General features: G+C 59.0%; 21 protein-coding genes and 4 pseudogenes. 3 read left to right on the top strand and 22 right to left on the bottom strand.

What is annotated here, in order from left to right:
* Positions 1–81: 81 nt before the first annotated feature.
* The 13 genes from C3708_RS22525 to C3708_RS24095 all read right to left on the bottom strand — a co-directional run bounded on the left by C3708_RS22525 (position 82) and on the right by C3708_RS24095 (position 10,511).
* Entirely contained in the window at positions 82–546 is a 465-nt protein-coding gene (locus C3708_RS22525) for a hypothetical protein (protein ID WP_103948158.1), read from the bottom strand.
* Positions 543–965: a CaiF/GrlA family transcriptional regulator gene (locus C3708_RS22520; protein WP_103948159.1), complete on the bottom strand. Its 423-nt coding sequence runs from the start codon at positions 963–965 to the stop codon at positions 543–545. Before C3708_RS22520 ends, C3708_RS22525 begins: the two co-directional genes overlap by 4 nt.
* A gap of 38 nt (positions 966–1,003) precedes the next feature.
* Positions 1,004–1,321: an ANR family transcriptional regulator gene (locus tag C3708_RS23645; protein WP_158251382.1), complete on the bottom strand. Its 318-nt coding sequence runs from the start codon at positions 1,319–1,321 to the stop codon at positions 1,004–1,006.
* 157 nt (positions 1,322–1,478) lie between these two features.
* Positions 1,479–1,607, bottom strand: coding sequence for a hypothetical protein (locus C3708_RS23990; RefSeq protein ID WP_255411623.1), 129 nt, complete (start codon positions 1,605–1,607; stop codon positions 1,479–1,481).
* On the bottom strand, positions 1,604–1,735 hold the full coding sequence (locus tag C3708_RS23985; RefSeq protein ID WP_255411622.1) for a hypothetical protein: 132 nt from the start codon (positions 1,733–1,735) through the stop codon (positions 1,604–1,606). Before C3708_RS23985 ends, C3708_RS23990 begins: the two co-directional genes overlap by 4 nt.
* Before the next feature lie 20 nt (positions 1,736–1,755).
* Positions 1,756–2,586 carry a hypothetical protein gene (locus C3708_RS22510; RefSeq protein ID WP_199184179.1) on the bottom strand — a complete coding sequence of 277 codons (831 nt, stop codon included), beginning with the start codon at positions 2,584–2,586 and terminating at the stop codon, positions 1,756–1,758.
* A 13-nt stretch (positions 2,587–2,599) separates the two neighbouring features.
* Complete coding sequence (locus C3708_RS22505; RefSeq protein WP_233210445.1) at positions 2,600–3,484, bottom strand: phosphatase PAP2 family protein; 885 nt, start codon at positions 3,482–3,484, stop codon at positions 2,600–2,602.
* A gap of 83 nt (positions 3,485–3,567) precedes the next feature.
* Positions 3,568–4,299 carry a winged helix-turn-helix domain-containing protein gene (locus tag C3708_RS22500; RefSeq protein WP_103950364.1) on the bottom strand — a complete coding sequence of 244 codons (732 nt, stop codon included), beginning with the start codon at positions 4,297–4,299 and terminating at the stop codon, positions 3,568–3,570.
* 17 nt (positions 4,300–4,316) lie between these two features.
* Positions 4,317–5,129 (bottom strand): MipA/OmpV family protein, encoded by an 813-nt coding sequence (locus tag C3708_RS22495; protein WP_103948194.1) that lies wholly within the window; start codon positions 5,127–5,129, stop codon positions 4,317–4,319.
* A gap of 730 nt (positions 5,130–5,859) precedes the next feature.
* Positions 5,860–6,267 carry a hypothetical protein gene (locus C3708_RS22485; RefSeq protein ID WP_103948163.1) on the bottom strand — a complete coding sequence of 136 codons (408 nt, stop codon included), beginning with the start codon at positions 6,265–6,267 and terminating at the stop codon, positions 5,860–5,862.
* A gap of 117 nt (positions 6,268–6,384) precedes the next feature.
* Positions 6,385–7,893 (bottom strand): hypothetical protein, encoded by a 1,509-nt coding sequence (locus C3708_RS22480; protein ID WP_103948164.1) that lies wholly within the window; start codon positions 7,891–7,893, stop codon positions 6,385–6,387.
* Positions 7,886–8,146 (bottom strand): hypothetical protein, encoded by a 261-nt coding sequence (locus C3708_RS23640; RefSeq protein WP_133159666.1) that lies wholly within the window; start codon positions 8,144–8,146, stop codon positions 7,886–7,888. Before C3708_RS23640 ends, C3708_RS22480 begins: the two co-directional genes overlap by 8 nt.
* Before the next feature lie 1,486 nt (positions 8,147–9,632).
* Positions 9,633–10,511 carry a reverse transcriptase domain-containing protein gene (locus C3708_RS24095; protein ID WP_370446911.1) on the bottom strand — a complete coding sequence of 293 codons (879 nt, stop codon included), beginning with the start codon at positions 10,509–10,511 and terminating at the stop codon, positions 9,633–9,635.
* Here C3708_RS24095 and C3708_RS23960 point away from each other — a divergent pair.
* Positions 10,440–10,589, top strand: a complete 150-nt coding sequence (locus C3708_RS23960) for a hypothetical protein (RefSeq protein WP_233210443.1) — start codon at positions 10,440–10,442, stop codon at positions 10,587–10,589. The genes C3708_RS24095 and C3708_RS23960 overlap by 72 nt on opposite strands.
* A gap of 241 nt (positions 10,590–10,830) precedes the next feature.
* Here the strand turns inward: C3708_RS23960 and C3708_RS22460 are convergent, their stop codons facing one another.
* The 8 genes and pseudogenes from C3708_RS22460 to C3708_RS22425 form a co-directional block, all read right to left on the bottom strand.
* Complete coding sequence (locus C3708_RS22460) at positions 10,831–13,455, bottom strand: fimbria/pilus outer membrane usher protein (protein ID WP_103950360.1); 2,625 nt, start codon at positions 13,453–13,455, stop codon at positions 10,831–10,833.
* Complete coding sequence (locus tag C3708_RS22455; protein ID WP_103948169.1) at positions 13,433–14,419, bottom strand: molecular chaperone; 987 nt, start codon at positions 14,417–14,419, stop codon at positions 13,433–13,435. Before C3708_RS22455 ends, C3708_RS22460 begins: the two co-directional genes overlap by 23 nt.
* A 255-nt stretch (positions 14,420–14,674) precedes the next feature.
* Positions 14,675–15,397 (bottom strand): molecular chaperone, encoded by a 723-nt coding sequence (locus tag C3708_RS22450; RefSeq protein ID WP_158251381.1) that lies wholly within the window; start codon positions 15,395–15,397, stop codon positions 14,675–14,677.
* Between the two features lie 19 nt (positions 15,398–15,416).
* The gene (locus C3708_RS22445) at positions 15,417–15,983 is read right to left on the bottom strand and encodes a fimbrial protein (protein WP_158251380.1); all 567 of its coding nucleotides are present in this window, start codon (positions 15,981–15,983) and stop codon (positions 15,417–15,419) included.
* Complete coding sequence (locus tag C3708_RS22440; RefSeq protein ID WP_103950359.1) at positions 15,980–16,705, bottom strand: molecular chaperone; 726 nt, start codon at positions 16,703–16,705, stop codon at positions 15,980–15,982. Before C3708_RS22440 ends, C3708_RS22445 begins: the two co-directional genes overlap by 4 nt.
* A gap of 87 nt (positions 16,706–16,792) precedes the next feature.
* The gene (locus C3708_RS22435; protein WP_103948173.1) at positions 16,793–17,332 is read right to left on the bottom strand and encodes a fimbrial protein; all 540 of its coding nucleotides are present in this window, start codon (positions 17,330–17,332) and stop codon (positions 16,793–16,795) included.
* Positions 17,333–17,738: 406 nt separating this feature from the next.
* Positions 17,739–18,344, bottom strand: coding sequence for a tyrosine-type DNA invertase (locus tag C3708_RS22430; RefSeq protein ID WP_103948174.1), 606 nt, complete (start codon positions 18,342–18,344; stop codon positions 17,739–17,741).
* A 604-nt stretch (positions 18,345–18,948) separates the two neighbouring features.
* Positions 18,949–19,332 (bottom strand): annotated as a pseudogene (locus C3708_RS22425) (inovirus-type Gp2 protein); the annotation flags it as partial.
* 166 nt (positions 19,333–19,498) lie between these two features.
* On the opposite strand from C3708_RS22425, the pseudogene C3708_RS22420 reads away from it, so the two are divergent.
* Positions 19,499–19,750: pseudogene (locus tag C3708_RS22420) on the top strand (integrase); the annotation flags it as partial.
* Positions 19,751–19,809: 59 nt separating this feature from the next.
* Here the strand turns inward: C3708_RS22420 and C3708_RS22415 are convergent.
* Positions 19,810–20,082 (bottom strand): annotated as a pseudogene (locus C3708_RS22415) (transposase domain-containing protein); the annotation flags it as partial.
* Between C3708_RS22415 and C3708_RS22410 the strand changes: the two are divergent.
* Positions 20,082–20,808: pseudogene (locus tag C3708_RS22410) on the top strand (IS3 family transposase); the annotation flags it as partial. The pseudogenes C3708_RS22415 and C3708_RS22410 overlap by 1 nt on opposite strands.
* Between the last annotated feature and the right edge of the window lie 56 nt (positions 20,809–20,864).

Below are 20,864 nucleotides of genomic sequence, written 5' to 3'. Positions count from 1 at the left end.
TCCGTCAGATTCCAGATCGCCAGCCGCTGCGCGGGAGCAGCAGTCCGCACCTGAACAGCGTCCGTTCACCGTTATCGGTCATCATTCTGTCTCTCCCGTCACCAGGTCTGCCCGGTCAGGCAGGAACGGTACACCTGCACCGGCCCCCTCACCCTCTTCGTCTTCCGCCGGGATGCCCAGCACGTCATACCAGCTCTCCGGGGTGACATCCGGCTGCACTTCGGTGAGCCGATTGTTCATCAGCATGTTGTCCACCCGCTGAAACAGATGGTCCACACTGCCCCGGTCCCGGCTGCAGAGCAGCATCAGGCCAAGTCCCGCCAGCAGCAGCGGGATAAGCCAGTCACGAAAGTACCGGGACTCCGCTTCTGCGGCGCGGGCACGGCGACGCCACCAGAGCGTCAGAAGGACCCACAGCACCAGCAGAAAGAGCAGGATCATGCTGCTTCTGACCAGCATCATGGCCATGCCGGACCAGGGTGGCTGACTCAGGGCCAGTAACGGGGCCAGCAGAGCATGGCCAGCCACCACCCAGTCCGGACTCATGCCACGCCCCCTGACCTGCGCCTCCCCAGCGCCAGGTCCCGAAGGGCAGAAGGCACCGCCCCCGTATTGCGCCGGCGACGGGGCGCCTTTTGCGAGGCCCCTCCCCGTGCAGGCATCGCAGCCACATGAATACTCAGCACCTCCAGGGTGGCCTCGCGTATCCCACCGCCTCTGACCGTCACCTGCCGGCGGGCCTGCACCACATCCCCGCGTCGTCCGGTGATGTAGAGCATGAGGTCGGCCGCCTGGCGCTGCGGAATATCAAATGCCCGGGCAATCGCATTGCGTCCCACCGGCCCCTTCATGTCCATACACCATTGCGCCACGCGCAGCCACAGGGGCAGATTGGCCGCATCGCGGGCCAGCTCATCAGGCCCGGATGCAGACGTCACACCGGATGCTGTTGTCAGGTTATTCATACGTTTCTCCTACTGTTTCGGGCCGGTCTCTCCTGGCCTTAACCCACCATGGCCGTCCGGTCCGCCGCTGTGCGCGGTGGATGCGGCGAGCGGGCATACATGAGGCACAGGGTCAGACGCGACTGTGACCAGTCCACATCCACTCCGCGCGCCGTTTTCAGCGCCTCCCCCCAGCTCTCGGCAGCAGCGGTATAACGCCCCTCCCGCTCGTGCCGGGCTGCGGCAGCGGCAAATTCCAGATAGCGTGCCCGCTCATACCGGCGCAGCTCCGTCAGTTCCCCGCCCTCAGCCAGCACCATGCTCAGTGACCGCCTTCCAGGACGGGCCACGATGTCTTCTCTCAGGTCCGTTTTCATTCTTGTCTTCCTCATTGCGCCGTTCTGACTCATCCCGGCAGCATCATTAACACCAGCGCTCGGGTCACCCAGGCCGCGCCCAGTAACCAGAGCACAACCCCGGCGAGCACCCACCATTTCTGTCGCATACGGCCTCCTGTCTGTGTATCCAGGCCGCTCAGGACAGAAAGACCACTTCCGCCAGCGCGATAACCGTACAGAGCGCCACCGCCAGCAGCAGACCGAGCACAAGTACGGCGCGGTCTGTAAGGCGACCCTGACGGTTTACCTGTGACTGCCGCCTCATGCCGGCACCAGCAACCAGGCCACCAGGGCCGCGACCGTGAGAACGAGCATCACAAACGCGGTGTGCCCTCTCCGCTCGCGCCGGCAGGCCCGGTGCTGCTGTTGTTGCTGTAACTGTTGCATCTGCATCTCTGCCTCCTGATGCCGGCTCAGAACCGGCCACTGATACCCAGCAGGGGTCCCTGCTGAACCATGTCGTACACAAATCCGTCGTGGCGGTAGTTCACCCCCATCGCCCGGTATCCCGCTGCTGCCTGCACGTCCGGGATAAACTCCCAGCTCACAAGTGCCGCCGCGTCCCAGTCAGCCCGGGACTGTCCGGCCCCGGCCATGCCCCAGCCCGAAAGCCAGACGGAGGGGGCCAGGGCGTAGCGCCCGCGCAGGCCGGCCATCAGGTCGGCCCAGGTGGCGCTGTCGCTGCCACTGGTGCCTCCGGCGTCACCTCCGTGCAGACTCAGCGTGGTGCTGCTGTACCAGACCCGGATACCGCCGGCCGCATCAAGGCGTAGCGCCGGGTCATCGAGGAGCGCATACCCGCCCCCGAGAAATGCAGAGAAGGTCCCGCTGTCGGTGTTGAGGTGCTTCGCCGGGGCCCCGTCGGGCAGGCGGGTCTTCGTGGTAGTGTCGATGTACATCACGTCCGCCAGCAGGCTGTACGGCCCGAAACGGGCCTCACCCATGGTCATCGCCGCCACATCAAGGTCGCGGGCGATGTCATGAAAGTCCGACTTCACGAACTGGGTTCCGGTGGCTTTGTGGCCCACGTTGCCGCGAATACCCGCCCCCCACAGGTAAGGGGCGACGGTGAAGTGCCACTGCGGTGCAACCGAAGAGGCCGGCTCAGCCTCCACAGCAGTCTCAGCCGCCAGGGCCTGCGGGGCCACGAGGGCCGCCAGCCACAGGGCGGAAGTCGCGAGGCCGGTACTGCTGTGCGCGGCGCTCAGGCGCTGTCGCAGGGACTGAAGATAAAGGTTCTGCATACGGTCACCCCGCTCAGTGCTGTGTCAGGGAGAGGGCCACGCGCTCTGCAGCGCAGTCCTGTCCGGGTTTAATGCCGTGTTGTGTCACCGCCGCCACTTCGCGTTTCGCGGCCGCCAGGTCGGCGATGAAGTCCGGGTTGCCGTGCAGGGTAGCGACGGTCGCAGCCCCCATCAGGCGTCCGGCGTCCACGTCGCTCTGCCAGTGGGCGTTACAGATAACCCGGCTCTGACCGAAGGCCAGTCCGCGGGCCAGCACTTCCATGGCACGCTCAGGCTGGACTTCCGCCAGAATCAGCCCCCAGGCCCAGCCTGCTGCCGAGTGACCGGACGGCCAGGAGCCGTCAGTGCGCAGCAGAGGCTCCATCGATGGCTGGCAGGTCCCCTCCCCGTGCACCACAAACGGACGAGTGCGGTTCCAGGCGTTCTTCCCGGCATAGGTCGAGCCACCCGCATCCGACAGCACCCGCTGCATCAGGGTGTAGAGGTGCGGGGTGTTTTTCTCGCTGATGTCGGTCCCGAGCGCGCAGGCGAAGGTCTTCGCCGGGGCGGGGAACTCAAGTTCCGCATCGTGCGCCGCGAGCTTCTCGCGCGCCGAGCCCTTCAGGGACATCGCGGTACGGTGTGCCTCCTCGTCGCGGGCCAGTGCCGCCGATCCTTCCGCCGGTGGTGCGCCGAGCAGGGCCAGACGCAGGGGCAGACTCGCAGGCGCCAGATAGCCCGGGGCGAGTTTGAAATGCGGGTCGGTCACCCTCGGGGCGGTGCCAGCCGGCGGAGTATCTGCTGCCTGCGTCAGGCCCGGGATCAGAAGTACTGCCAGCGGGGCCAGCCAGGCCAGGGATGTCAGTTTCGGCGCTGTGTTCAGCGTCGATGTCAGGATAGTTTTCAGCATCAGGGTCATCGCGGTGCTCCCTCTCTGTTTCGTATTGTCTGTTGTTTGCGTTTGTTGTTTACGTTCTGTGCTTTGGATTAGGGGCCCTAGTGCTACCCGGTACGGCGCACGGGCGGCGTGCGCGCATCGCGGATATCCAGCATGTAGCCCCGGCCACGGCAGGTACTCAGCCGGCCCCGGACCTGCGGGAACACGGCCAACCGCTGGCGCAGGCGGCACAGGATGGTCTCCAGGGAGCGGTAGCGCCGCTCATCCACCCGCCCTTCCGGGCAGAACTGCATCAGGATGTCGGCCCGGCTCAGGACCTGACCGTGATGACGGACCAGCACCTCAAGCACTCGGAACTCAAACCCGGTCAGGAACACCGACTCACCGTCAATGGTCAGGCGGCGCTCACCGGTCTCAAGACGCAGGGGCGGACAATCCAGCACCTCGCTGCGGTACCACCCCAGACGCCGGCGCACCATCGCCTCCACCCGGGCGACCAGCACCCGGATATCGCAGGTGTCGTCATGACAGCCGTCCGCCCCGGCACCGACCAACGCCCGCACGGTGTGCGGCGTGGCACCAGGCATCACCACCATCACCGGCACTCCAGGACAGTGGGCCCGCCAGGCGGCAATCAGCGCCGGGGCACGCAGGGCGAGACGCTCCGGCAGGTCCAGCAGCAGCGCATCCGTGCGGCGCTCCTGCAGCCAGAAGGGGCTCACATCCTGTACCACCTCCGGGCCACAGGGGGTCTCAGACACACTCCCCCGGTCCGCGCAGACCACGGCGAAGTGGTGCGCGAGCAGGTGGTTGTCCGTCATCAGCAGATAGCGCATACCGGCCTCCGGATATATCAGAAGTTGTAGAGAGCGTTGAGGAATACCCCGGCCCCGACGGTGTCATCCGTCAGCGGACTGTGGCGGGCCCCGGCAACCAGGGAATACACCTTCAGGCCACCCTGGAGGGCGATCTGCGGCTGCAGGTGCCAGGTGACGGCAGTCTTCATAGTCACATCGCGCATCCCGTCCCCGGCGTGGTACTCACTGAAATCACTGCGCGCCGCCTGGCGTCCGGTCACGCCAAAGCGGGCCATCATGTCGTGGCTGTCGCTCCAGGTGCCGTACAGGGACGCGTCCAAGGTGAGCGCAGAAGAAAGCGGGAGAGAACTGGCTGCGCCCGCTTCGAGGTATGTGGTGTGCCCGAGGTCATCCCCGCCGTAGTCCCGACTGCTCGCGGCCTGCATGCCGCGCACGTACAGACGCCCGCCCGGCAGACGCAGGTACGCCTCCGCACCCACAAGAGCCGTACTGTCTAGGTCGCCCATGCCGCGCAGGTGGTGGTTATTCCCGCCCAGATAACGGATTTTCTCCTTACGGCCCGGGTCATAGCCCAGCAGAAACGCCAGCCCCACGTTGGAGACATCCGGCAAATCCCAGCGCATCCCTTCCGGGAAAGAGAGTGTGAAGGTCCCCCAGTGGTCCGACGGCAGGACCGCCTTCGCCGCCAGTGACGGGAAAGGCTCGTAGCGAGATGAGCCTTCGTAAAGGGGGTTCACCGCCAGACCGCCACCCACAGTCAGGGACGGGACGGTCGGAGCGGCAGGCGGATGCACCGCCACCGGCGTGCCCGTGGCTTCATCGACCGGCGCGGCGGCCTGCGCCTGCATGACACTCCCGACTCCCGCCAACAGGAAGGCGGCGCAGAGCGCGCGGCGCAAGGAGGTGTGATAGTGTTCTTTCATCGGCTTTTCTCCGTTACGGGACAGTCCGGCACCCCGTATTTGTACCGTTAAGTCGTTGCGCGTGGTAAATACGCGCACCGGGATAGAAAATATAAAAACATGTTTATTTACAGCATGTTACGCACTGACATCCATTTATCCCACCCCACTACCAGGCTAAAAAAGGGCGAAGGGTGCCCGCGCGGGGTGGTCGTATTTTTTGCGACACACACCACGTGCTATTTTTTGTTGCCATCCCTTACGCCCGCTGAAAAACAGGCGACAGCAGGGTCATACCCGACGGGACAGAGTCAGACTCCGCCCGTCACTCAGGCCGCTGCGTGACCTCCACAGGTAAGCATCAGCAGACCGGCAGGACGCTGCACGGACGACCCGCCCAGTAGACCGGACTCCGTCAGGGGTCCCCGTGCATCCCCCCGTAGCCAAGCAAAGTCCCCTGCCGCCATCCCGCCGCCGTCCAGCGCCCGACTGAGCCGCCGGGTAGCGACCGGGTCACCATGACAGGCACCAGCCCGCAGCCATGACACCTGCTCACCGAGCTGCTCCAGCAGGGTCGTCGGGATGACCACTGTCGGAGGCACCGGTGCCGGCCGGAGCGCCGAACAGCCCGCCAGCAGCAGGGTGAGCAGCACGCCAGCCACGCCGGTCACCGCCTTCATTTATCGCCCCCCGCCCGGACTTCACCTCCGTTTGCCTGGACCAGCAGCACATCGAACAGGGTGTTGTGCACGGACTGGCACTGCCCGGTCAAGCGCGCCTGATACAGCTTGTCCATCACCGAGCGCATCTCCTGGTTCAGCTGGTCACGCTGAAGCAGGTAGCGCACGGCCCGGGTCATTTCGGCGTTGAGCTCGCGGGCCTGACGGTCATATCCTGACTGGTCCACGTTTTTCAGGGTGTTCAGCTCATTCAGGCACACGTCCATGCGCTGACCATAAAGGGAATCCATGGCCGCTGTGCGCCCCGCCCCCGCCGGTGCGGCATCCGTTGCCGCCTGTACATTGCCGGCCATCAGCCAGCCCAGCAGCAGACTGACTGCCACACCCGTTCCTGTTTTTGTCATTTTTTATCCTTTCCTTTGCTGTTTATGGCACTGACGGGCAGTTCCTGCCCGGTATTCCCGGCCGGCCGGATGTCCGGGCCTGCCGGAGCAGCCCGGCACCCTGACCCACCGGTAAAGTCATCCTTTTGGTACCCGGACCGGACCGCGGGCGACCGCGCCCCCCTCACTCACCAAGCCGGTGGTGGTGATGGTGTACTGCATCAGCGACCACGGGTAGACGTCGGCAGGCATCGCCTCAGGCGGGTAGATATCCGCCCCGAAACAGATGACCTCCATCACCGAGCCGACCTGCCCAAGAGTTATCGCATCCCGGACGATGGCCGGCAGGGCCGGTCCGAAGTCAAAGGTGATGTCCCGCCGGTCAGTAATGACCCGGCCATCCAACAAGCTCTCCTTCAGGGAGCCCCGGATCCCCATCCCCGCCTTCGGGGCGACGTTACCGGCTTTTTTGCGCAGGAAGACGACAGTGCCATTTCGCTTCACCAGCGTTTTCGAGGCTGTAATTTTCTCCAGCCGGTCCATGCCGGTGGCAAAGCGGGCACGCTCACGCGACTCCAGCGCCGTACCATACTGCCCTGCCAGGTCGGCAAGTTGCCCGTCCGGCAGGACCGGGGTACCGGCGACGCCATCCTGCAGACCGGCCATAAAGCTGGTCTGATCTGCTGCAAGCCCCAGGGCGGTCTGGACGACCCGGGCCCGCCGCACCATGCCGGCGATTTGCCAACCGCTGACATACGCCTCTTTCTCCGCCGCGGTTTCCGGGGCGTGACGGGCCACCGGACTCGGCACAACCGGTGCAGGCGTCACCACAGCCGCTGCGGCGAGTGTAGCCGTGTCCGCCTTCAGGGCATCCCGCTCACTGGTCAGCGCCTCAGTACTTGCCGTCAGGTCAGTCACCGCCTGCTTCTGTTTCACCAACTCCTGCTTCACCCCTGCCAGTTCAGCAACCTGACTTTCCAGCGCCGCCAGGGAGGCCCCGCGGTCAGACAGTTCTTTCGTGAGACGCGCTACATTCCCCTCAGTTGCGCTGAGACCGGCCTGCGCCTCATCCCGCGCCTGCAGAGACTCCGCCGTGGCCTGTTTGGCCTGTGCCACCTGCGCCGTCGCGTCCCGGCGGGCATCATCCCGCTCGATCTCTGTCTGGGTGAGTTTTTCCTGTAGGCCGGCGAGTCGACGGTTCAGTCCGTCAACCGTTGCCTGCACCTCACCGGCAGCCACTACCCGCGCCTGACTCTGCGCAAGGGCGGCCCTGGCCTCTGCCAGCGCTGCCGTCAGGTGTTGCACGTCGGCATTATCGGGGGACGGGGCAGGTACCACCGAACGGGTAGTGTTCGGGGTGGCATTCGCCGCCGCGGCCACGGGTGCACCGGTCTTCCGGGCCGCAGGGCGGGTATTTATGCCCCCCCGCTGACCGCCAGTCACGTGCCTGTTTTTTGGTGGTGCAGGCGTGGCATGCCCCTCCGCCACCGGCGAGTCGGGCAGTTTCACATTCTGCAGACCGTCGAGGAAACTCCGGCCCTCCGGCGTGGCAGCCTGCCCGGGCAGACTCAGCCCGAGAAGGGCCGCCATCAGCCCGGTGGTGACCACTCCGGTGACCCGGCGTAACGTCAGCCATCCGTCAGTCACGACCGCCTCCGGTTGCCGGCACCTGCTTCTTCAGTACAGACAACAGCGCCTGCTCCACACTGTTGCACGCGTCGTTGACCGCATACTCGTACAACGGTGTCACGGTCGAGGCCGTCCCTGGCGAGAGCTTCTGCGCCATCGGCGTATAGGCCTGCGCGGCGCGGATGTTGCGATAGAGACCGGCGACCAGCGACTTCTGACTGGTATTACCCAGGCGCTGCAGTTGTTCGGCCTCGTACAGGCAGACCTCCATGGCCCCTCCGACGGTGGGGGTGCCCTCCACGAGGGATTCTTCGGTCCGCGGCTCCCCTGACATGGCCTCAGCCCGGACCACGGGCATTGACGGTGCATCCCCCCCCCCGGACGCAGACAGCGCGGGGACTGGCCCCTGGGCCCTTGTTGCGGGTCGATTAGCGCACCCGGTGGATGCGACCATCAGCAGCCCTGCAAGGCTAAATGCTAGGCAGCGCGATGCCGAGCGGTATTGTCGTTTCATAAACTTCATTCATCTCCTGTTGCTGATGTGGGGCCCCCCAGGACGCCACGCGGATAGTCGTGCGGTCCGGGAGCCGGCAGTAGGGCATGCCAGACTCACAATGCGGCGTATACGTCAAGCGTGATGCGCGTATCTGCTCTCCCCGGTATGGCGGCAGGTCGTGCGGCCACTGGCGTTACAGAGAGGTCCACGGATCCTATGGCAACTGCGCCCCCGTCGGTGTACGTCACTCCGTCTGCGGAGGTGAGTGATGTTGTTGAATTTGGGGCGACAGTTTTGTTGGTTGTTCTAACGTTTAGCCGGTAGTTGACAGAAGCATTGCTTGATGCAAACTCGGTCGGTTCTGCGACCGCGGGGTTCCCACGGGCGTTGAGGACGATCGTAGCCAGTTTGGAAACCTCGGAGCCGGTACAGCGGAGTTCGATGGTGGTGATTTGGGTGGGCGCGATCGACCCTCCTACGACACTGAAGGCATTTGACTCAACCGGATTGACCCAGGTTATGCTGGTTCCCGTCGGGATGGAGACGGAACATACTGAGGGTTCAGTGGGTTGTGACCCAAAGTAGATGTGCCCCTGGGCAGGGCCGAGCGTGGAGCACAGCCCCGAAAACAATGGGTTATGATAGTTATACGTCCCATCGCATGAACTAGTACTGGGACTCGGTGAGGCGTCGAACAAGGATTTGATATCGTGCAACGATGTTGAAACAATGACTCCCATCGATGCGGAGATGATTCCGGACCCCGGTCGCGCGTCTGATACTAGATACATTGCAATGTTATCGGTCCCGTTATTGCCGAGGTAGCCGACCGCGCCATCAGGTGAGGCCTGGTAGATTTCAGCAAGGGAGGCGGACCGCGACACCCACATTGTTCCGTCTGGGTTTGTCTTGCATGCGAGAAGCGCAATACCCCCTCCCTGCGCATCGGAGGCAGTGCCCACGGTGGTGGTGCTGGTGGCCCCGGAGCAGGAGAGACTAGCTGGGGTGAGTATGCGTGCGCCTACGTACATCGGGTCGCCGCTGTCGTACAGGTCTGTTGGAGGTAGTTGATTGATAGCGAGCTTCCGGCCGGCGTCATTCCATCCATCGAGGGTGGCACGTACATCTGTCTTTGTTATGAACAAGGGTTGACTGCGATTGCGAGCGTTGCTGGACGCTCCTGGCATGATGCTTCTAGCGCCGATCCAAAATGTCTGGTTCGGCGGGGCCCCTGTGCAACTCATGTATGACGATGGGATATTCATGGACCCCACGGTCGGGTAGGCAGGCCCGGCAGTGCTCCGGTTGGGGGCGAGCCGGACGGGCATGTACGAATTACTTGGTGGGATCCCCGTGGTGCAATACGGGTTGGCGGCCAGGGCTGACCCCGCCGGCGCGAATGATATGAGCAGGGCGATGTATGCGAAGCGTCGGTCCCGGTGGGTGATGAGCCCTGTAACGGCGCGGTGAGGGAAACGAATTTTGTCCAGCAAGATCCGTAAAAGGGTAAGTTGCATAAGTAACTGTTCCTCCAGATTGTCCATCGCTTCACATACGCCGACAGTCGCTGACGCAGCCACTCACGGCCACGCCAGACAGCCTGCTCATAAAGCCGCCGGCAACGCTCACGATGGTTGGCCAGTGCGCGTGGAGCTATTCCCGTTGCGCCTGAACCCGTAAATTGTATGCCCATCCAGTCAAAACCCCGGTCGGTACGACCGATAAACGTCTTGTCCGGATGCTGCCCGTATCCCCCTGATGCAAAAAACACATTCAGGTCACGCACCGCCCGCCGGAGTCGCCAGCGGGTCGGTGCAAATATCACAATGTCATCCATGTAGCGGACGTAGCGAATATCCCGCTGCGCCTCAAAATAGGTATCCATACTCAACAGACAGAACCCGGCCAGTAGAGGACTCAGCGCACATCCCCGGCAAATTCCCTTCACTGGCGTGTAAAACTCCACGCCGTCCTCCACGCTGTAGTGCAGGTACTGATACACCAGGTTCAGTAGCAGTGGGTCCTTCACATAGCGCTTAATTTGCCGCATCAGCGGCGCACGCCGGATATGGTCGTTAAATCCCCGGATATTTGTCCGGCAGACAAACTTCCACTGCCGCGTCTGCAGACTCCGGTGCATCCGCTGCACCGACAGCCTGCCCCCGCCATGGCCTTTATGGTGTTCGCACAGCGGATGCACCGGGAGAACGGCCTGTAACTGCAGAGCCACCCACTTCAGTACCACCGCATCCTGCGCTTCCCACATCACCTGCCTGCCCCGGCCCGCCCCGTCAGCAGCATCGGGCGTAACCGGTAATACCCTGCCAGTTCAGGCCGTAACCGTGCCCAGTGCCAGCGAAGATGCCAGATATCCGCATCCGCAGGCGCAGACCCGCGTTGCCGGCAGCACCAGAGGAATGCACTGTCCAGCACCGCATCCTGCCGGGCGCTCAGCATTATCAGCGGCAGACCACGTTATGCCTGACCACTAACTCGCCTTCCCCGCCCTGATAGTCCACCTGACACTGCTGGCCCGGGGCACTTCCCCATTTCACGGCCAACGTGCCTGCCGGCGGCATACCCGTCAGATACACACGCCCGCCATCACCCACGATACCCGTGGCCATCTGGTCGGAACTGTTCGCCAGACTCGCTATCGCACCAAACGGGACCGGTGACCCGTTATGTATCAGTTCCAGCAGAAGCTGGGTCCCGCTGCGGACCTCAAAATCAGCCATCACCACCGCGCCCCGGGTTGGGTAAACGTTCTTGCTGTTCTGCGTGATATCCACACCGTCCGGATAGGTCGACGGGTCAAGGCTGACGGTGTTTTTGCGGTAACTGGCCCCCTGCGGAAGTACCGCATAGCCACGGCTGTCGGTCTGGTCCATACCATTCACTTTTACGCCCGAGGCACCCGGAGCCTTCACCAGCACCGCGCCGTCACCCATCGAACGCGTCAACGTGATGCCGTGCTGATGGATAAGCACACCACCCGACACCCCGTAGTTGAAGTTGTCGTTATTGCTGCTCTGGCTGTAGCCCAGGTTGGAGTTCAGACGACTTCCCTGATAGTTCAGGGTGCCTGACGTACTGGACTGTGTTCCTGAATTCCCCCAGCCCTGGTTAAGTCCATAGCTGAGCTTGTTGTCCAGCACTGACCCGCTGACCCCTGCCTGCTGGGTAACGCGCCCCTCATTGTCATGTGTCATGCTCCAGTTTGATGACACATTCTGGAGCAGCGACTGATTACTGAAGATATTGAAAGGTACGGACATGCTGAGTGACAGCTGGCGGTTTTCCGGCCAGGATTTGTTCTCGTCCTGCATTCGGTCAATGTCGTAATTGAGGTTGAGCGACACACCCTTCACGTTGACACCGTATCCCACACGCAGGTTGTTACTTGTCCCGGTCCCGCTCCAGTAATCGGTACGGGTCCCCCCGACGGAAATGCTGCCAAGGTTTGCCGGAAGCTGCTGGTTAAGGTTCACCTGCCAGCTGCTGCGCTGACGGTCCATCGACCACGGCGCTGACCAGTCATTCAGCCGGTAACCCTGTGAGTTCGTGTCACCAAAGCTGTAATAGTTGCGGGTAGAATAGCGGTAAGCGGCCAGGTCCACGCTGGTCCCGGTCGTGACCATACTTTTGGAATACCGTATACGGTATGACGAACCGACCTCTTCATGGTCATTGCCGCCATCCGGGTCGCGAAGCTGTGCCCGGGCCCAGGTGGCATCCAGTGACAGCGCCCCCATCAGACCAAGGGAGAGTGCTGTCCCGGCCACACCGGACAGGTAGTTATCCGCCCCCAGTGCGCCACCATACAGCGTGACATCCCCGGGCAGACCGTAGACCACCGTTGCCATGCCGAAATTCGGCTCCCGGCTGCCATCGGTGACATTGCCCGCGTGGTACTTACCGAAGGTGAGTTCGTAGTCAAAACCACCCTGACGCTGCATCACCGGAAGGCTCGAATACGCCACCGTCGATATGTGCCGCGTCCCGTCTGCTTCCGTCACCACGACCTGCAGGTCACCGGTGTTCCCCATCTGCCCCATATCGCTAATACGAAACGGTCCCGGAGCCACATTGACCTGGTACAGGGTGTAACCGTTCTGCATCACCCTCACCACGGCGTTACTGTTCGCCGTACCGGTGATGACCGGAGAGAAACCGAGACGCGAGTTGGGCAGCATGCTGTCCTCAGACTTTATCTGCACCCCGCGAAAAGGTATCGAATCCAGAATATCGCCACCCGTTGACCCCTCTCCCGCCGTCATCTCGCTGCGCAGTGCCTGTATGTCACGCTGCACATACGTGTTTGACGTACGCCAGCTGCTTTGCGTCGGTACCGAGGTATGGTAATCACCATAACGTCCCTGGCCGGTCATGCGCTGGTCAGTTCGCGTGAACGACTGCGTGCTGCGAAGACGCCAGGGGCCGGCATTCAGACCATTATTAAAGCTGGCAAACTGGTTGCTGGTCCGAGTGCTGATACCGTTGCTGTCATACTTCCCCTCCCCGCCGTTGATACTGTAATTCGACATCAGGGCCGGTATTCCCTGCTCCCAGTTCGCGGGGTTCATATCCGGATCGAACCCCTGTTTCATCGACACCTGGGGGACACTGATATTCAGACGCTGGGATGAGGAATTAAACTCGCTTGTCGCCTGCGGAATGAGCGCCGACAGGGACGTCACCGGCATATCCTGAGGCTTGTCTTTCAGAGCCGGGACCGTTTCGGTATCCACCCCCCAGTTAGCCAGGTCGGCCACGGTCAGTTGTGGTACCACGGTCCCGTCCACTTCAATGAAGGTGAGGTTGCGGGTCTCCGTCAGCGTCTGGTTGACATAGACATCCACCAGGTAGCGTCCGGGCGCTACATAACCCTTATTTTCAAAGGCCGACAGGTCAACACCCTTCTGGGTGCCGCTGAGGAAGCCCGGGTCGAAGTATTCCCGCGCGAAAGCCGGTGCCGACATCAGTCCCAGCGCGCACAATACCGCCACTGACAACGGGGTGAGCGTGAGCGTCAGCCCTCGCCCTGTTCCGGACATCGGGTTAGAGACCCGTTTGGTGTTCATCTTTCTCTCCTGTTAACGTCCAGACAAGGGGACCACTGACAGTACGGGTCAGTGAAAATGTGTGTGATGACAAGGGTGAAACCCAGGCGGCACGGGCACTCTCCGGAATACGCTCCCCTCCGACACTCAGCGCAGCAAAGTGCACAAAGTAAGGCGTGGGGTTATTCACCTCGAGATTGTTGCCACGCGCGCGAAACGTCAGGGCTTTCGCCACCTGCCCGGGCACCGGTTCTGGCACCGTCTCCGGTCGCCAGAACAGCAACATGTTCATACGCAAAGCGAGCTGTATTCGTGAACCTCCGCCCTTCTTTCCTGCCTGTTCACTTTTTTCGCCCTCATCGGCAGCGTTCTGTGGCGGAACAGCCAGAACAGAGACCACCGCAGCCGATTCACGATCGGATGGCAGGCCGCTCCCGACCTGGCGCACGCGCAGGGCAGTCCGTCCGCTGGCTTCAAGCCGTGACAAGGGGGGGAGAACAACGAAAGGCGGTATGTTGCCAGCCCCTGACGCTGTACTCGCCCGCCCCGTTGCCGGATCGAACGCATTGATATTTCCCTGCAGCAGATAACTGGATGCGGACGGATTGACCACATTCACCACGACGCCGCCTTTACTGTCTTTCTGCGAATAACTCATCAACATCGGATAAAATGTCAGGCCACTTTTACTGACACCCTGACTATCTTTATTTATTCCGCCACTGCCTTCCCGTGCGAGGGTGTTATTTACAGGCGGAGTTAATTTTTCGTTTATTGATTTATCTTCATTCCCTGATGAATTAGCTTCATGGGCATTCTGAATCGTTAAATCACCCTGTGAAATATTACCAACAGGAGCAGAAAAAACCCGTTCAGGCCCTCCCCACCCAAAAAAAACAATGAGTGTAAATAATAAAAGACAGACATAACGGACGTCTCGCTCTTCACCGACGGGATGCTGCGGTCGTCCTTGTTTCTTATTCATTATGACCTCCAGAGCCGATAGCAGACACCATCCACCTGGACAGGCGAGTCCCGCACTGTCATTAAGTGATATCTGGTGCTTCTTATTTCATTGACTGAGCATTATGCGTAAATATCGTCACGCCAGTTTTTTAAACTGCTCTGTTATTTATTTTCCCCACAAATAAAATAACGCAAACAACACTGCCAATGGCGATTGTTATTTGACGAGAATTTTACATATGAAAAGCAGGCGCCCGGTATTTCCCCGGCAACATTACTGAATGTCGCCCTCAAATACGTTACTGTTTCCGCCAAAATCATTAATCATCGACCAGCTAACTTTCTTTCCCGTGCCAGCAAAGTCTTCACACCCGAGCGGAGCAAGCATGGAAGGCTGTCGGTTGAGATCCACACGCACACCATTAAACGCTAACGAGCCCAGGGAGAGATAATATCTAGTCAGGTTACAGGCCCGGATTTTCTCCCCGCGACCTGAAAACCGGACCTGCCGGAAGACCTTATCATCAGGCTCCCGCAGTACGGACGGGCGCCAGAACAGCTTGATGATACTTTCCATTCCTACCCGAAAGGATGCCGTATCCTCAGCATCAAACGAGGAGGAGGGAGGCACCATCAGGGCATGTACATACCAAACACTTTCACGGTCAGAAGGCAAAACGCTGAGGTCCCCAGCAGCCATAATACGCACCTGAGCCGAGGAGCCCGCCTCAAGGCGGAGCAATGGCGGCAGCACAATAAGCAGAGGTGCATCCTGCCCGTTTGCGGTCAATACCCGCACCTGAACCAGCCAGGGGTGCGTGGCTGAATTTCGTATTCCAAGCGGGGCTGCGCGTCTGTCATCACCCAGAATAATACGCGTCCGGCTCAGGGTGACGCCATCCGGCCTGGCGGCCAGAGCATTAAAACTTCCCATAACACAGAGCAGTACAGCAAAGAGTCCCGCACGCTGCCCTTGCCGTTTTTTTTTGTGCATCATGCCGTTTCCCTTTGTCTGCTCAGTGATACATAAAGGTGAAGCGAAGAGTGGCTCTGATACTCCCGGAGGTATATGCCCCACCTGCATACTGCATATCCACCAGGAAATTCTGCATGCCGTTAGTAACCGCCTGACTGTTGCCTGCCAGGTCCACCATCTGTTGATTTTTCAGCGCCTCTCCCGGGGCACCCGTATCAGGCTGATAGCGCACCCTAAAACCGATGGCGCCTTCCGATGTTGAACTGTCATCCCTGAAAAGGGTATCCGCCCCGGAGACAGGCGTATTGCCTGATATCTGGATTGCAGGCGTCTGACCGCTAATGGCTGAGTTTTCGCAGCCTGACAGGTTCAGGGAAATGGTTTTCGCGGCTACCCGCCCTATAACTCCCGCCTCCCTTAAATCCGATGCCCTGAGTGGCGCAAAATCCATGGTGTCCGGCGTCATTAGTGACATTTCACAGGTTTCCTGCTCCACCACCAGGCTCAGGTCCAGATTCACCGAACCGCCCGGCCTGTCCTCTGCCAGACAGATCTGTGCAATAAGCAAGGTAGCCATTCCGGCGATACACGCTACCCTGCGCTTCATGATACTGTCCCTGTAAAGGTGTCCACTGCGCCATAGTCGTTCACCACGCGCCATTTAACTTTTGCCTCCGGACTGACTCCGTCAACATCAATGTCCTCACTGGCAAACGGGGCCAGCATCAGCTCACGCTTGCGCGCATCACTTCCCATCACTTTCTTCATCCCCGCTTCTACCGACACAAAACTCATGTAGTATGGTGAAGGGTTAGCTAAGTGAAGTCCGCGAGGGGTCCGGGTTACTTTCAGAGCCGCCATACCGTCATGCCAGCGCATCACCAGTCCTGACGGACGGTAAATCAGCTTGATATTCAGCCCTACCCCCATTGACACATTGCCCTGTGCCGCCGAAGGCACAGTACTCTCAGGCGCCATTGACACACCGTCGCTGGAGGCTATTCCCTGTACAGACAGCCAGTTCAGGCTTTCCCGGTCTTTCGGGAGCGGTGTGGCTGTTTTAATAATGCGCAATTCATAGTTCCCTTTCGTCTCCAGCCTGAACAGCGGAGGAAGAACTTCAAACGCATCGCTTCTTTTTAAATCCATATCCTTCACTGAGGCCTGCACCAGGTAAGGTCTGTCGCCACTGCCATTCATAACACTGACACTGACGCTTTTTTCCTGTTCCGGATAAATGACCCGCGTAGCACCCAGCTGCACTCCGGCCCTGGCCGCCTGAGTACTGACAAGCGTCATCAGCAAGGCAAAAAAAACGTGTTTTTTCATATAAACTCAACCTCTAACTCACCCGGATGGACGTGGCCTCCCTGCCACCTGAGTGCATGCACACCCAGAAGCGTCCTGCATCAGAAATTAGTTATAGGAAAATTCAAACTTCAGGACGGCATTCGCAATTCCCGGCTGCGGTGTGGCAGAGGCTGATGCCAGGCCGACGCTGTAGGTGTAGTCTGTATTGGTCAGATCGGCAGGTGCTGCACCTTTAGCGCCAGTGTTTATAGTGCTCATGTTCCCAAGTAATGGTGTTGTAAGGCCTGAACCCTCAACAATCCCGATGGCCACTGGCGAGTTGGCATTCGTGTTAAAGAATGTATTACCCATTGCCGAGGTAACACCGGAGACACGAAGGGTCCCCTGGGAATCCGCATCAGCAGCCCCGGCACAGCCCGTCAGGCTGACCTTCACATCCTGCTGTTTGTACAGCGTATTTGCTGCTACGATTTCAGCAGGTTTAGCTTTCAGCGTTCCCGCAGGGAGGGTAGCCGGAACCGAAACATCACAGGTGACATTCAGAACCTGTCCGGACACAGTGAGTTCGTTACCGGCATGGGCCGCATTCATTCCGCCCATCACCATCATTGCCAGCAGACCCAGTTTCATTACTTTGTTTTTCATGTGGAGTTTCTCTAATTGGAGTTACGTTGCGTGCACCCATCGTCTGACACACATTTTTATCGCTGGTCACTGTCTAAAATTCGTACTGAAAAGAAGACATTTAGGACCATTTTGACTCCTTATTACGGGCGTCAGTGGTAATCACCAGTTAACAGATGACGAGCGAGGATTTACGCCAACATTGACGCCAAGATCAGAAGAAAAGACTTTCGAAATCGCACAACAGGAAAGGGGAAGGGGTCAAACGGGAGAGCGAACTTTTACGGTTACATGACAAAGTGATTAACCTGCTGAAATATCAGGATAACAGGGGAGTAACAGGTGTGATATATGTCGTTGTTTTACACATGGAAATAATTTGATGGGAAAATTCTTAATTTTTTTATTGAGGAAAAATTGGCCTGATCTATATTAGATAACAGTTTGGTCCTAAGTGTAACTTTTTCTGCTTATTTTTTAACCTCCACACTCCCTCGAATCGCCCCGCATTACTGGCCGTGTAACGCACGGTATGCCTGATGTTGCGATGTCCCAGATAGTCCTGAATCAGTCTCGTATCCACGCCTCGGTCCGCTAACGCAAATCCGCATGCATGTCGTAACATGTGCGGATGCGAACATACCGAAATTCCCGCTCTTTCCCCGAGGTCCTGAATAAGCTGATAAAGCCGTTGACGGCTCAGCGGCCCGCCCCGTTTTGACAGGAACAGCCAGTCGGTTTCTGACCCTTTGAGAGTCCTTCGGACCTTCAGCCAGGCCTTCAGGGCTTTTAACTCTTTGGCGAGCAGGGGATGGGTGGTGCTGAACCCCTGCTTGAGACGGTGGATGTACAGGCAGCCCTCCTGCATGTCGATGTCCGACAGCGTAAGATGGCGCGCCTCACTCACGCGAAATCCGTGCACAAAGCTCATCAGAATGAAGCAGTAGTCCCGCTCCGGTGAACTCCCGGCTTTTGCAGCCTCCAGCAGTTGTTCAACTTCGCCCTGTGTCAGGTATCGTCTTTGTTTGGTCATTTATCATTTCTCCAGAAGTATTGACGTGCAGCAATGCCGCACCCGGGCATTATTCACGCCCTTGCAGCCGGGCTCAAGCCCTGTCGCACTCTGGAGGGATTTGATGTGCGCTGACCATGAGATGTCTCCCAAAACCCAATTTAATCACTCAAAGAAGGACCAGGATAACAGGAACACCAGCCGGGATTTGACAGACTGAAAAATCATGACGACAGTCAGAATGACTCATACAGGCGGCTACCGCCCCTGTTCGCGATACCAGACATCGCGTTTTGCCCGCTTTTTTTGCGGGCTTTTTTTTTACCACGGGCCGGAAATGACGGCGTTCCGGGGAGGGCATGCTCCCCCCCGAAGCCAGACCCAGGCGTGAAAGTGCAATATCTGCGAACTGTGCTCCGTCAGGATTTCACGGTGCATGGATAAATGATTCACACCCTTTGCCCGGGGAGGACAGTATCCCTCAGGGTCGTAGAGCGTACAGGCGCACCTTTCACGCTACCCTGCAAGTTGTCCCGCAGCCGTAATTCATCTGCAAGTTCGCTTCTTCAATGCTGTAGATGCCGGTCAGGCAACGTGGACTGGACTTCACGCCCTGATAATGCTCGCTGCACCAGGCTTGCTTAATCATCCCGGCTAACGTTTCCGGGTCCTTGTAATCCCCCAGCCAGCACCAGGTATTTCGGTTCAGCAACACCAGCACGTGGTAATGTTTTTTCCCTTTGATTTCACCAAACTCTCGTGCCCAGACAAAACGCAGCGTGGTCGGCCAGACGCGTTTACCTTCACGCTGATGGCGCTTAAAGTACGCATTAATACGGGCTTTAAGGGCGTCGATAAACCGGGAGATAACAGCGGCATCGGTGGCCGCCGGTGTATCCGATAGACGGAGGTCAACGCGCAGTGCCAGTACGCGGGTGTAAGCGTTAAGTGCGCAATTGAAGGTATCGGCGATGCGTTGCTGCCAATAAGGGTCGTAGGTGTAACTCATTGAAATGGACTCCGTTGGGTTATCGTTCATAACCATTGCCGGTGCTGTAAAAAAGTACTTTCTGGCGTTCGTACAGTAACAACGCCACAGGCGTTCTCCAGGACGTTCAGCTAAATGTTGCATTTGTTATCATGACGCTGAATTTCCCTTTGCATACTGTCCCCTGAGCGTTCAGGAGGCTCAGGAGAAGGATATATTCCCGCATATGGGCAAGCGCCCTGTCGCGGAGGTCCTTCCTCTGGAGAGGCTGGAGGTTTTACGTCTGATTGAAAAGCGTGGCTCCCTAGAAAAATTACGCAAGGTCAGTCAGTACTGCAATCAGATCTTCCGCTACGCCATCACAACAGGACGTGCGACGATTTATCCAACAGCAGAACTTACCGGCACATTAACCGCGCCAAAGACTGAACACTTCCCGTAAGCGTATGCCGAGGACCGTATTGACAATGAGGGTTATTCCGCAGGTAGTGTGATGCGCTACGGCAGCAGCTCGCTGACCCGGTTTATCGGCCAGTCAGCGATAACATCAAGCACATGGTGAAGGTAGCGCTCCGGCTCAACACCGTTCAGTTTGCACGTCCCGATCAGGCTGTACAGCAACGCACCTCGCTCGCCTCCGTGATCCGACCCGAAGAACAGATATTTTTTTCGGCCCAGGCTGACCATCCGCAGGGCGTTTTCGTCCAGGTTGTTATCCGCTTTCGCCCAGCCATCCTCCGCACAGTACGTCAGTGCTGACCACCGGTTCAGGGTACCGCAGGATAACGCTTGCCGTACACTGGGAAGGAAGTCGGCTGACTCATAAAACGGTTCAAAGGCTGATGCAACAGTTGGCATTGACATCCTGTATCAGAAGAAAGAAATACACCTCTTACAAAAGCCGATACGGAAAAGCCGCCGGAAATGTTCTGAACCGCCAGTTCAACGCGGACAAACCCAACCAGAAGTAGGTAACGGGCTTGACGGAATTTAAAATTAGAGGGGAAAAGTTGTATTTATCCCCGGTCCTTGACCTATATAACGGAGAGATCGTCGCGTACCAAATGGAAGCTAGCCCGCGTCTGTCGATGGTGGACGATATGCTGGCTAAGGCGCTGTCAGTGTTGCGTGAAGGTGAATATCCGCTGCTGCGAAATCAAAATCGACAGATTAGCAGTACTCAAATAACAACTTGACTCTTAGAAGGGCGTCCAGGGTTGGCAGTATCAGATGGCGCCCTATCAGAAGCGGCTGAGGGACGCTGGGCTGAGACAGAACATGTCACGCAAAGGAAACTGCTATGACAATGCGGTGATAGAAAGCTTCTTTGGTACGCTGAAGGAGGAGTGACTGCGGCTGGAAGAGCATTGAAATATCAGTGAATTACGGGCAGGCATTGACGAATATATCGGCCATTACAACCATGAAAGAATCAAACAGAAACTAAAAGGCCTAAGTCCGGTAGAGTACCGAACCCAGGCCAAGTTAGCCGCCTGATATAAACCGTCCAACTTTATGGGTGCAGTTCATATATTGGCGGTTTTTTGTTTATA

Source organism: Lelliottia sp. 7254-16, from assembly GCF_002922995.1.
GTDB classification, from domain to species: Bacteria; Pseudomonadota; Gammaproteobacteria; order Enterobacterales; family Enterobacteriaceae; genus Enterobacter; species Enterobacter jeotgali.
Note: the sequence above shows the minus strand (reverse complement) of the source record. Positions and strands in the feature narration are given on the sequence as shown.

Excerpts from the sequence above, each read along its gene's own strand:
- C3708_RS22525 (WP_103948158.1), bottom strand. The coding sequence starts at position 546 with ATGAGTCCGGACTGGGTGGTGGCTGGCCATGCTCTGCTGGCCCCGTTA.
- C3708_RS22520 (WP_103948159.1), bottom strand. The coding sequence starts at position 965 with ATGAATAACCTGACAACAGCATCCGGTGTGACGTCTGCATCCGGGCCT.
- C3708_RS23645 (WP_158251382.1), bottom strand. The coding sequence starts at position 1,321 with ATGAAAACGGACCTGAGAGAAGACATCGTGGCCCGTCCTGGAAGGCGG.
- C3708_RS23990 (WP_255411623.1), bottom strand. The coding sequence starts at position 1,607 with ATGAGGCGGCAGTCACAGGTAAACCGTCAGGGTCGCCTTACAGACCGC.
- C3708_RS23985 (WP_255411622.1), bottom strand. The coding sequence starts at position 1,735 with ATGCAGATGCAACAGTTACAGCAACAACAGCAGCACCGGGCCTGCCGG.
- C3708_RS22510 (WP_199184179.1), bottom strand. The coding sequence starts at position 2,586 with ATGCAGAACCTTTATCTTCAGTCCCTGCGACAGCGCCTGAGCGCCGCG.
- C3708_RS22505 (WP_233210445.1), bottom strand. The coding sequence starts at position 3,484 with ATGACCCTGATGCTGAAAACTATCCTGACATCGACGCTGAACACAGCG.
- C3708_RS22500 (WP_103950364.1), bottom strand. The coding sequence starts at position 4,299 with ATGCGCTATCTGCTGATGACGGACAACCACCTGCTCGCGCACCACTTC.
- C3708_RS22495 (WP_103948194.1), bottom strand. The coding sequence starts at position 5,129 with ATGCAGGCGCAGGCCGCCGCGCCGGTCGATGAAGCCACGGGCACGCCG.
- C3708_RS22485 (WP_103948163.1), bottom strand. The coding sequence starts at position 6,267 with ATGACAAAAACAGGAACGGGTGTGGCAGTCAGTCTGCTGCTGGGCTGG.
- C3708_RS23640 (WP_133159666.1), bottom strand. The coding sequence starts at position 8,146 with ATGGAGGTCTGCCTGTACGAGGCCGAACAACTGCAGCGCCTGGGTAAT.
- C3708_RS23960 (WP_233210443.1), top strand. The coding sequence starts at position 10,440 with ATGGTCGTTAAATCCCCGGATATTTGTCCGGCAGACAAACTTCCACTG.
- C3708_RS24095 (WP_370446911.1), bottom strand. The coding sequence starts at position 10,511 with ATGCACCGGAGTCTGCAGACGCGGCAGTGGAAGTTTGTCTGCCGGACA.
- C3708_RS22460 (WP_103950360.1), bottom strand. The coding sequence starts at position 13,455 with ATGAACACCAAACGGGTCTCTAACCCGATGTCCGGAACAGGGCGAGGG.
- C3708_RS22455 (WP_103948169.1), bottom strand. The coding sequence starts at position 14,419 with ATGAATAAGAAACAAGGACGACCGCAGCATCCCGTCGGTGAAGAGCGA.
- C3708_RS22450 (WP_158251381.1), bottom strand. The coding sequence starts at position 15,397 with ATGATGCACAAAAAAAAACGGCAAGGGCAGCGTGCGGGACTCTTTGCT.
- C3708_RS22445 (WP_158251380.1), bottom strand. The coding sequence starts at position 15,983 with ATGAAGCGCAGGGTAGCGTGTATCGCCGGAATGGCTACCTTGCTTATT.
- C3708_RS22440 (WP_103950359.1), bottom strand. The coding sequence starts at position 16,705 with ATGAAAAAACACGTTTTTTTTGCCTTGCTGATGACGCTTGTCAGTACT.
- C3708_RS22435 (WP_103948173.1), bottom strand. The coding sequence starts at position 17,332 with ATGAAAAACAAAGTAATGAAACTGGGTCTGCTGGCAATGATGGTGATG.
- C3708_RS22430 (WP_103948174.1), bottom strand. The coding sequence starts at position 18,344 with ATGACCAAACAAAGACGATACCTGACACAGGGCGAAGTTGAACAACTG.